At 58.3% G+C, this 10,547-nt stretch carries 9 protein-coding genes, 1 tRNA gene and 3 pseudogenes; 2 read left to right on the forward strand and 11 right to left on the reverse strand.

Features of this window, described 5'->3' with window-relative positions; genetic code table 11:
• Positions 1–34: 34 nt before the first annotated feature.
• From iscR to trmJ, 3 genes are all read right to left on the reverse strand, one after another.
• Positions 35–526 (reverse strand): Fe-S cluster assembly transcriptional regulator IscR, encoded by a 492-nt coding sequence (gene iscR / locus IQK56_RS18035; protein WP_003194020.1) that lies wholly within the window; start codon positions 524–526, stop codon positions 35–37.
• A 301-nt stretch (positions 527–827) separates the two neighbouring features.
• Positions 828–1,610, reverse strand: a complete 783-nt coding sequence (gene cysE / locus IQK56_RS18040; protein WP_122308850.1) for a serine O-acetyltransferase — start codon at positions 1,608–1,610, stop codon at positions 828–830.
• Between the two features lie 2 nt (positions 1,611–1,612).
• Complete coding sequence (gene trmJ, locus IQK56_RS18045) at positions 1,613–2,383, reverse strand: tRNA (cytosine(32)/uridine(32)-2'-O)-methyltransferase TrmJ (RefSeq protein WP_099585622.1); 771 nt, start codon at positions 2,381–2,383, stop codon at positions 1,613–1,615.
• 145 nt (positions 2,384–2,528) lie between these two features.
• Between trmJ and suhB the strand changes: the two genes are divergently transcribed.
• Positions 2,529–3,344 (forward strand): type III secretion system regulator SuhB, encoded by an 816-nt coding sequence (suhB, locus tag IQK56_RS18050; RefSeq protein ID WP_003175971.1) that lies wholly within the window; start codon positions 2,529–2,531, stop codon positions 3,342–3,344.
• A gap of 144 nt (positions 3,345–3,488) precedes the next feature.
• Here the strand turns inward: suhB and IQK56_RS18055 are convergent, their stop codons facing one another.
• The 6 genes and pseudogenes from IQK56_RS18055 to queA form a co-directional block, all read right to left on the reverse strand.
• A complete protein-coding gene (locus tag IQK56_RS18055) occupies positions 3,489–4,031 on the reverse strand; it encodes a glycine zipper 2TM domain-containing protein (RefSeq protein ID WP_032890678.1) in 543 nt (180 codons plus the stop codon).
• A 124-nt stretch (positions 4,032–4,155) separates the two neighbouring features.
• Positions 4,156–5,069, reverse strand: a pseudogene (gene secF, locus IQK56_RS18060) (protein translocase subunit SecF).
• A gap of 9 nt (positions 5,070–5,078) precedes the next feature.
• Complete coding sequence (gene secD / locus IQK56_RS18065; protein ID WP_122308854.1) at positions 5,079–6,947, reverse strand: protein translocase subunit SecD; 1,869 nt, start codon at positions 6,945–6,947, stop codon at positions 5,079–5,081.
• 62 nt (positions 6,948–7,009) lie between these two features.
• A complete protein-coding gene (gene yajC, locus IQK56_RS18070; RefSeq protein ID WP_003175975.1) occupies positions 7,010–7,348 on the reverse strand; it encodes a preprotein translocase subunit YajC in 339 nt (112 codons plus the stop codon).
• A 43-nt stretch (positions 7,349–7,391) separates the two neighbouring features.
• Positions 7,392–8,506, reverse strand: a pseudogene (tgt, locus tag IQK56_RS18075) (tRNA guanosine(34) transglycosylase Tgt).
• Positions 8,507–8,511: 5 nt separating this feature from the next.
• Entirely contained in the window at positions 8,512–9,561 is a 1,050-nt protein-coding gene (gene queA / locus IQK56_RS18080) for a tRNA preQ1(34) S-adenosylmethionine ribosyltransferase-isomerase QueA (RefSeq protein WP_193862071.1), read from the reverse strand.
• Between the two features lie 108 nt (positions 9,562–9,669).
• Here queA and IQK56_RS18085 point away from each other — a divergent pair.
• A tRNA-Leu gene (locus IQK56_RS18085) sits at positions 9,670–9,754 on the forward strand.
• A 269-nt stretch (positions 9,755–10,023) separates the two neighbouring features.
• On the opposite strand, the gene IQK56_RS18090 is transcribed toward IQK56_RS18085, so the two are convergent.
• Both IQK56_RS18090 and IQK56_RS31810 read right to left on the reverse strand, forming a co-directional pair.
• On the reverse strand, positions 10,024–10,284 hold the full coding sequence (locus IQK56_RS18090; RefSeq protein ID WP_193862072.1) for a DUF6429 family protein: 261 nt from the start codon (positions 10,282–10,284) through the stop codon (positions 10,024–10,026).
• Between the two features lie 70 nt (positions 10,285–10,354).
• Positions 10,355–10,453: pseudogene (locus IQK56_RS31810) on the reverse strand (hypothetical protein); the annotation flags it as partial.
• Positions 10,454–10,547: the final 94 nt, after the last annotated feature.

Below are 10,547 nucleotides of genomic sequence, written 5' to 3' on the forward strand. Positions count from 1 at the left end.
CAGGCTGGCTGGCGTGCCGTTAGCTCTTCGGCTGTCACTCGACGGCGGACGCTTCAATCTTGTCCAGACGCGGCGCCTTGGTGTTGCAACGGCGCTGGTCCTGACGCTGGGCTACTTCTTGCACCTCACGGCGAGTCACAAGATCAGCCAAGCTGATACCACTCAAAAACTCATGGATCTGCAGGCTCAAGTCACACCACAAATGGTGTGTCAGGCAGGTGTCGCCAGCGTGGCAGTCACCCAAGCCTTGGCATTTGGTCGCGTCGACGGATTCGTTGACCGCATCGATCACCTGAGCCACCTGGATGCCCTGCATATCGCGGGACAGCTGATAGCCGCCACCTGGCCCACGCACGCTGGAGACCAGATTGCTACGGCGCAATTTGGCGAACAGTTGCTCAAGATAGGACAGGGAAATGCCTTGGCGCTCGGAGATATCGGCCAGGGACACCGGCCCAGTTTGCGCGTGCAAGGCCAGGTCGAGCATGGCAGTCACCGCGTATCGGCCTTTTGTAGTCAGTCTCATGGACAATTACCAAGGTGTTTCAGAATGTGGGCAAGTATGCGATTCCCGAGTATTTAAGTCAACTATAAGACCTAGTACTTTAGTCAGGATTACCCGTAAAAAGGGCGCGCGAATCATAGCAGGATGGGGTGGAATGGACCAGCGGCGGCGGGCCCCGTGATGAATCTCAAGACCAGCGGAGATCAAATGTGGGAGGGGGCTTGCCCCCGATGGCGGTGGATCAGTCGATATTTCTGGTGACTGGCACGCAGCTATCGGGGGCAAGCCCCCTCCCACAGGGGCCTTCAGCGCACGGAAGACCTCAGCCAGCCTTCGTGGCGGTTTCGCTCTTGATCTCGGCGAAGTCTTCTTCGCGCAGTTCAGGCAGGTCTTTCGCACAATAGCTGCTGCCCAGCTCCTTCAGCGCGCCGCACATACCGTCCAGCTTGCCGTCCACCGCCTGAAGATGGTCGAGCAACTGACCAATGGCGCGAGCGACCGGATCGGGCATGTCTTCGCTGACACCGTAGGCATCGAAGCCGATTTTCTCGGCCATGGCCTTGCGCTTGGCTTCCTGCTCATCGCCTACTTCCGGCTTGACAATAATCCGGCCGGGAATACCCACCACGGTGGCACCGGCCGGCACGGCCTTCGTAACCACAGCGTTGGAGCCGACTTTGGCGCCAGCCCCCACCGTGAAGGGACCAAGCACCTTGGCCCCCGCACCCACCACCACGCCATCTTCGAGCGTCGGGTGGCGCTTACCCTTGTTCCAACTGGTGCCGCCCAGGGTCACGCCCTGGTACAGGGTGACGTCGTCACCAATCTCAGCGGTCTCGCCGATAACAATGCCCATGCCATGGTCGATAAAGAAGCGGCGCCCCACCTTGGCCCCCGGGTGAATCTCGATCCCGGTCATCCAGCGACCGAAGTTCGACACCAGCCGCGCCAGCCATTTCCAGCCCATACCCCACAAGGCGCCGGACAGGCGATGGATCCAGATAGCGTGCATGCCCGGATAGCAGGTCAGCACTTCAAAGGCGTTGCGCGCCGCCGGGTCACGGTGGAAAACACTCTGGATATCTTCTCGCAAACGCTCGAACATTTTTAATCCTTCCGCTTAAGAAGCTCGCCACGGGCCGCTTTCTGGGTTTCCGTGAGGATGCCACGCAATATATTCATTTCCGCCCGACTTACCGAGCTGCGTCCGTACAACCGACGCAGGCGCGCCATCAAGTGCCGTGGTTTTTCAGGATCAAGGAATTCGATGGCCACCAAGGTTTGCTCCAGGTGCTCATAGAACCGCTCAAGTTCGTCCATGGTGGCCAGTTCGCCACTCTTGGTCGAAGCAACCTCTTCCTTCTCCATTTTGCTTGGCTGGCCGGCAGCCGCCAGCCACGCCATGCGCACTTCGTAAGTCAGCACCTGCACCGCCGCCCCAAGGTTCAGTGAACTGAACTCAGGGTCTGATGGGATATGCACGTGGTAGTGACATCGCTGCAGCTCCTCATTGGTGAGGCCGGAATCTTCGCGCCCGAACACCAAAGCGATTTCAGCGCCACCTGCAGCCTCTTCCACCACTTTGTTGCCGCATTCACGGGGATCCAGCAGCGGCCAGGGGATACGACGGTCACGGGCGCTGGTACCGAGCACCAGGTTGCAGCCGACCAAGGCATCCTCCAAGGTGGCGACGACCTGGGCTTTTTCAAGGATGTCATTGGCGCCAGAGGCGCGGGCATCGGCTTCATGGTGCGGGAACACCCGCGGCTCGACCAGCACCAGGCGCGTCAGCCCCATGTTTTTCATGGCTCGCGCCACCCCACCGATATTGCCGGGATGACTGGTATTGACCAAGACGACACGAATGTTTTGCAGCAAGGGAGGCGCTCTCGGACACGGGAAAGGGGAGCAAATCTTACAGAACCGCCTAAGGTTATGCCATGAAAGCTAACGTCGTCCTTCACCTGAAGAAAGTTTCTGCTAGAATGCCCGGCTTTCTTTAACAACCTTAGGTGACACATCCATGCAGCCCATGCTGAATATCGCGCTGCGCGCCGCCCGCAGCGCCAGTGAATTGATCTTCCGCTCCATCGAGCGCCTGGATACCATCAAGGTCGACGAAAAAGACGCCAAGGATTATGTATCCGAGGTGGACCGCGCCGCCGAACAGAAAATCATCGACGCGCTGCGCAAGGCCTACCCTACCCACGGCATCCTCGGCGAGGAAACCGGCCTGCACAAAGGCAGCGGCGAAGGCGAAGACTACCTGTGGATCATCGACCCACTGGATGGCACCACCAACTTCCTGCGCGGCATCCCGCACTTTGCCGTCAGCATCGCGTGCAAATACCGTGGTCGCCTGGAACATGCCGTCGTTCTCGACCCGGTTCGCCAGGAAGAATTCACCGCCAGCCGTGGCCGTGGCGCCCAGTTGAACGGTCGCCGCCTGCGTGTCAGCGGCCGCACCAGCCTGGACGGCGCCCTGCTGGGTACCGGCTTCCCGTTCCGTGACGACCAAATGGACAACCTGGAAAACTACCTGGGCATGTTCCGCGCCCTGGTTGGCCAGACCGCTGGTATCCGTCGCGCCGGCGCTGCAAGCCTGGATCTGGCCTATGTTGCTGCCGGTCGTTTTGATGCGTTCTGGGAGTCGGGCCTGTCCGAGTGGGACATGGCTGCAGGCGCCCTGCTGATCCAGGAAGCCGGCGGCTTGGTGAGCGACTTCACCGGCGGTCACGACTTCCTGGAAAAAGGCCACGTCGTTGCCGGCAACACCAAATGCTTCAAGGCAGTGCTGACGGCGATCCAGCCGCACCTGCCTGCTTCGCTGAAGCGCTAAGCGAGCGAGCACAAAAAAGCACCCTACGGGTGCTTTTTTTTGTGCCTGTGATTTGGCATGACGCTAAACATCAGCCGCACCACAAATCAAATGCGGGAGGGGGAAAGCCCTCTCCCACACTTTTGACTGAAACCGGCTCAGGGATTACTGCTGGTTCTGGCCAAGGACGAGTCGCCCTTCCTTATCGACCGGAATCTGGCCGCCTGGATCACGGTCCATACGCACCGAGCCTTCCTTGCCATCCAAGGTGTAACGCACGTCATAGCCGACTACCTTGTCGCTGATATCGTTGACGGTGTTACAACGGGTTTGCGTGGTGGTGTAGGTATCACGGTTCTGCATCCCTTCCTGAACCTTGTTACCGGCGTAACCACCGCCGACGGCACCGGCTACAGTGGCCAGCTTCTTACCGTTACCACCACCGATCTGGTTACCCAGCAAGCCACCCGCCAGGGCGCCAACCACGGTACCGGCAATCTGATGCTGGTCCTGCACCGGACGCTGCCGGGTCACGGCGACGTCCTTGCAGACTTCACGAGGGGTCTTGATCTGGGTTTTTACCGGCTGCACTGCCAGCACTTGCGCATACTCAGGGCCGCTTTTTACCAGGCTGTAGGTGGCAACAGCACCCCCGGCAGTCACACCGACAGCACCCAATACCGCACCAACCAGTAACGACTTGTTCACGTTGAACCTCCTGACCATCACAAACGGACCGAAAGATCCGCGCTATACCCAGCCTTGGAGCAAAAAAAAAGGCACGAGTTCAATACTCGTGCCTTTCTTGTAACAGCAGATCAACAAGCACCCATCAAGGGCGGTCGTCGACCTCCTTGCCAGTCGCGGCCGGAGGGATCAAGTCTTCGCTGTTGAGGTTCAGCCAGATCAGCACCACGTTGGCGATGTAGATCGACGAGTAGGTACCCGCCAGAACGCCAATGAACAGCGCCAGGGAGAAGCCCCACAGGTTGTCGCCACCAAAGATCATCAGCGCAGCAATCGCCAGCAAGGTGGAGATCGAAGTCGCCATGGTCCGCAGCAGTGTCTGGGTCGTGGAGATGTTGATGTTCTCGATCAACGTCGCCTTGCGCAGTACGCGGAAGTTCTCGCGAACCCGGTCGAATACCACGATGGTGTCGTTGAGGGAGTAACCAATAATCGCCAGCACAGCTGCCAGTACGGTCAGGTCGAAGGTGATCTGGAAGTACGCCAGGATGCCCACCGTCACGATCACGTCGTGGATCAGCGACACAATGGCGCCGACACCGAACTTCCACTGAAAGCGGAACGCCAGGTAGATCATGATGCCGACCAGCGCCATCAGCATGCCGAGGCGCCCTGGTCGCGCAGTTCTTCACCCACTTGCGGACCAACGAACTCGACGCGCTTGACCGATGCAGGGTTATCGCCGCCAACCTTCTGCAAGGCCTCGGCAACCTGGTGACCCAATTGCGGGTCTTCGCCTGGCATACGCACCAGCAGGTCGGTGGTCGCACCAAAGCTCTGCACGACGGCTTCGTGATAACCAGCCTTGACCAGTTCGTTGCGCACCAGGGTAACGTCGGCAGGCTTCTCGTAGGTCAGCTCGATGAGCGTACCACCGGTGAAGTCCAGACCGTAGTTCAGGCCCTTATGGAACCAGCTGAACAACGCCAGAACGGTAAGGAGCACTGTGGCGCCGAACGCAATATTGCGAACGCCCATGAAGTTGATTGTACGTAACATGGCAGCCCCTTAAATCCACAACTTCTTGAAGTCACGCCCGCCATAGATCAGGTTGACCATTGCGCGGGTCACCATGATGGCCGTGAACATCGAGGTAAAGATACCGAGGGACATGGTTACCGCAAAACCCTTGACCGGGCCGGTACCCATGGCGAAGAGAATCCCGCCGACCAGCAACGTGGTCAGGTTGGAGTCGAGAATCGCGGTAAATGCCCGGCCGAAGCCTTCGTTGATTGCACGCTGTACGGTCATGCCGTTGGCAATCTCTTCACGAATCCGCGAGAAGATCAGTACGTTGGCGTCAACCGCCATACCCATGGTGAGCACGATACCGGCAATGCCCGGCAGGGTCAGTGTTGCACCCAGCAGCGACATCAGAGCCAGCAGCATCACCATGTTGCCCGCCAAAGCGACGGTGGCGATGATGCCGAAGAAGCGGTAGATGGCGATGATGAACAGCGAGACAAACAACATACCCCACAGTGCAGCATCCACACCCTTGGTGATGTTGTCCGCACCCAGGCTAGGGCCGATGGTACGTTCTTCAGCGAAGTACATCGGGGCCGCCAGGCCACCAGCACGCAGCAGCAGTGCCAGCTCCGAGGATTCGCCCTGGCCATTCAGGCCGGTGATACGGAACTGAGCCCCCAGCGGCGACTGAATAGTCGCCAGGCTGATGATCTTCTTCTCTTCCTTGAAGGTCTGCACCGGCACGTCTTTCTCGACGCCGTTGACGATCTGCTTGGTGTAGGTGGTGACAGGACGCTGCTCGATGAAGATCACCGCCATGCTGCGACCGACGTTGCTGCGCGTGGCGCGGCTCATCAGTTCGCCGCCATGACCATCCAGGCGGATGTTCACCTCAGGCGTGCCATGCTCGCCGAAACCGGCCTTGGCGTCAGTTACCTGGTCACCCGTGATGATCAAGCCACGCTCGATCTGCGCCGGTGGACGGTTGCCTTCGCGGAACTCGAATTCTTCGGAAGTGGCGCGAGAAGCACCTGGCTCAGCCGCAAGGCGGAATTCCAGGTTGGCGGTTTTACCCAGGATACGCTTGGCTTCAGCCGTGTCCTGCACGCCTGGCAGCTCAACCACGATGCGGTTTGCGCCCTGGCGCTGAACGATCGGCTCAGCCACACCCAGCTCGTTGACGCGGTTACGTACGGTGGTCAAGTTCTGCTTGATGGAGTACTCGCGGATTTCCGCGATCTTGGCCGGGCTCATTGCCAGACGCAGTACAGCCTGACCATTCAGGTCAGCCGGTACGATGTCGAAATCGTTGAAGTTCTTGCGGATCAGCGCACGGGCCTGTTCGCGGGAAGCTTCATCGGAGAAGCCCAGCTGGATGGCACCGTTAAGCTGCGGCAGGCTGCGATAACGCAGCTTCTCTTTACGCAGCAGGCTCTTCACGTCGCCTTCGTAGACTTTCAGGCGCGCGTCGAGGGCTTTGTCCATGTCGACTTCCAGCAGGAAGTGCACACCACCGGACAAGTCCAGACCCAGCTTCATCGGGTGCGCGCCAATGCTGCGCAGCCATTGTGGCGTGGTCTGTGCCAGGTTCAGTGCAACGACGTAGTCGTCACCCATGGCCTTGCGCACGACATCTTTTGCCGGCAATTGGTCTTCTTGCTTGGTCAGGCGCAACAAGCCGCCCTTCGCACCAGCTGCCAATGTTGCCGCTTTAACCTGGATACCCGCATCGGTGAGCGCTTTGCTCGCGCGGTCCAGATCAGCCTGGTTGACCTGCAACGAAGTGCTGGCGCCAGTGATCTGGATCGCCGGGTCATCAGGATAGAGATTGGGAGCGGAATAAATAAAACCGATCGCCAGCACCGCCAGGATCAGTACGTATTTCCACAGAGGGTATTTGTTCAGCATCACGCCGCCCGCTTATAACGCGGGGCGCCTTGCGCGCCCCGTCGATTGGTAAAGGTTGTTACTCAGATCGCTTTGAGCGTGCCTTTTGGCAGCGTGGCGGCGATGGCGCCTTTCTGGAACTTCATTTCTACGGTGTCGGAGACTTCCAGAACCACGAAAGCGTCGGAAACCTTGGTGATCTTGCCGGCGATGCCGCCAGTGGTCACAACTTCGTCACCTTTTTGCAGGCTGCCCAGCAGGTTCTTCTGCTCCTTGGCGCGCTTGGCCTGTGGACGCCAGATCATCAGGTAGAAGATGACCAGGAAGCCGACCAGGAAAATCCACTCGAAACCACCGCCCATAGGACCGGCAGCGGCAGGCGCAGCGGCGTCAGCCATGGCATTAGAGATAAAAAAGCTCATTTAGCACTCCAGTTGCAAATAGTGAATCTTAGGGTCGGAAAACTCAGTCCAAGGGCGGCACAGGGAGCCCGCGCTTGGCATAGAAGGCATCGACGAAGGCGGCCAATGTACCCTGTTGAATAGCCTCGCGCAAACCAGCCATCAGGACTTGGTAATGACGCAAATTGTGGATGGTATTCAACATGCTACCCAGCATTTCCCCGCATTTGTCCAGATGGTGCAGATAAGCACGGGAGAAGTTCTGGCAGGTGTAGCAATCACAGGTGGGATCCAGCGGCGAATCATCATGGCGATGGAACGCGTTACGGATCTTCAGCACGCCTGTATCGATGAACAGATGCCCATTGCGGGCATTACGGGTTGGCATCACGCAATCGAACATGTCCACACCGCGGCGCACACCCTCTACGAGATCTTCCGGTTTGCCAACGCCCATAAGGTAACGAGGTTTGTCAGCAGGCATCAGGCCTGGCAAGTAGTCCAGCACCTTGATCATTTCGTGCTTGGGTTCGCCTACCGACAAACGCCGATGGCCAGGCCGTCGAAGCCGATTTTGTCGAGGCCTTCCAACGAGCGTTTACGCAAGCTTTCGTGCATGCCGCCCTGGACGATACCGAACAGCGCGGCAGTGTTGTCCCCGTGGGCGTTCTTCGAACGCTGGGCCCAACGCAGGGACAGCTCCATGGAAATTCGTGCGACGTCTTCGTCGGCCGGGTACGGCGTGCACTCGTCGAAGATCATCACGATGTCGGAGCCCAGGTCACGCTGCACCTGCATGGACTCTTCGGGACCCATGAATACTTTGGAGCCGTCCACCGGCGAGGCGAAGGTCACGCCCTCTTCCTTGATCTTGCGCATGGCGCCCAGGCTGAACACCTGGAAACCACCGGAGTCGGTGAGGATCGGGCCTTGCCACTTCATGAAGTCATGCAGGTCGCCATGCTTCTTGATCACCTCCGTGCCAGGGCGCAGCCACAGGTGGAACGTGTTGCCGAGGATGATTTCGGCGCCGGTGGCGACGATGTCGCGAGGCAGCATGCCCTTGACGGTGCCGTAGGTGCCAACCGGCATGAACGCCGGGGTCTCTACGGTGCCGCGCGGGAAGGTCAGGCGACCACGACGGGCCTTGCCGTCGGTGGCCAGTAATTCAAACGACATACGACTCATAAGGTTTCCTCTGGGCCGCGTGGCGCCGGATTACGGGTGATAAACATCGCATCACCGTAGCTGAAAAAACGGTATCCATTTTCGATGGCAGCCTGGTAAGCGGCCATGGTTTCGGGATAACCGGCAAATGCCGACACCAGCATCAATAGCGTGGATTCCGGCAAATGGAAGTTGGTCACCAGGCAGTCGACTACATGGAACGGCCGGCCTGGGAAAATAAAGATATCGGTGTCGCCACTGAATGGCTTGAGCACGCCGTCGCGTGCCGCACTCTCCAGGGAGCGCACGCTGGTGGTGCCCACGGCCACCACACGCCCTCCACGCGCCTTGCACGCAGCGACCGCATCGACCACATCCTGGCTGACTTCCAGCCATTCGCTGTGCATATGATGGTCTTCGATGTTATCCACACGTACCGGCTGAAACGTGCCGGCCCCCACGTGCAGGGTCACATAGGCGGTCTCGACGCCCTTGGCGGCAATCGCGTCCAACAACGGCTGATCGAAATGCAGCCCGGCAGTCGGCGCAGCTACCGCACCGAGGCGCTGGGAGTAAACCGTCTGATAACGCTCACGGTCCGAATCTTCATCAGGGCGGTCGATGTACGGAGGTAACGGCATATGGCCGACGCGCTCCAACAGGGGCAACACTTCTTCGGCGAACTTGAGTTCGAACAGTGCGTCATGACGCGCGACCATCTCAGCTTCGCCACCGCCGTCGATGAGGATGCTTGAACCTGGCTTCGGCGACTTGCTGGAGCGCACATGGGCCAGGACGCGATGAGTGTCGAGCACACGCTCCACCAGAATCTCCAGCTTGCCGCCGGAAGCCTTCTGGCCAAACAGCCGTGCCGGAATCACCCGGGTATTGTTGAACACCATCAAGTCGCCTGGGCGTAAATACTCAAGCAAATCAGTGAATTGACGGTGTGCGAGGGCACCGCTGACCCCGTCCAGGGTCAGCAGTCGACTGGCGCGACGCTCGGCCAAAGGGTGGCGAGCGATCAGCGAATCAGGCAGTTCAAAAGTAAAGTCAGCAACGCGCATGATGGGGTTCGTCTAGCAGGGCCCGGAAGTCTAGCGGAAATAGTGAAAATAGACCATGAAACGTGATTGACCAACGGTAATCTCATCTCTATACTTCGCCGCCATTGAGCCCTGATGGCGGAATTGGTAGACGCGGCGGATTCAAAATCCGTTTTCGAAAGGAGTGGGAGTTCGAGTCTCCCTCGGGGCACCATCTTAAAGAAAGACCTTGAATTTCAAGGTCTTTTTTTTCGTCTGAAAAAAAGTGAAAGCCTGTCGCCAGGGGCCGTATAAGCGCTCAGAAGACCTGATCAGGCGAAACCAACCCCAATATAGTTACAAGCCTTAAAAGCCAGTGAGCGCGCTTACGGGCCGCGAGAGTCTTGTTATGACATAGCCTCCCCTATCAGCACACATAAGCCAACGCGCGAACCTCGACTTGAATATGGTCAACCTCACCTACCGTATTGCCGTGGTATGAAGTCAGGTATCCGAGTCGGAACCATGCTCCACTTGAGTTTTTAGCCCAAACAATCGGTCGGCTATCTGTCGACCGCGCTCCAACCCTTCAGCCGTCAACCAAATCGTTTTGTTCTTGTTCACCGGATCGCTGATGAAACCATGTTCATGCAATCGGTTCATTGTCTCGAAGTCGAACCCTTTCCAGGCATTGCCATTTTCAGAACTGAAGGTTACCAACAGGGCAAGCATGGCTTCTTCAATCAGTTTATCGTCGTACTCCATGATCGCTGCTCCGCTCGTTCTTTAAATTCAACGTAAACCCTGCCGGCCATCAAGATGGACAGCACGTTTAATAACGGCGCATCCAGCTCACCACCAGGCTGCGCAGTTCGTCCAGCCGATTGCCGTGAACCACCATGAATCCAGCACTGAGGGACGTCGCATCCGGCATAACGGCTTCCTTGGGAAAAACAAAATCGAGGCATGGACTTTAGCACTGAAGATGGCCGAGATGACCGCTTCAGCCTTTTCCGAGCGCCCAAAAC

This window comes from Pseudomonas cyclaminis (genome assembly GCF_015163715.1).
GTDB classification, from domain to species: domain Bacteria; phylum Pseudomonadota; class Gammaproteobacteria; order Pseudomonadales; family Pseudomonadaceae; genus Aquipseudomonas; species Aquipseudomonas cyclaminis.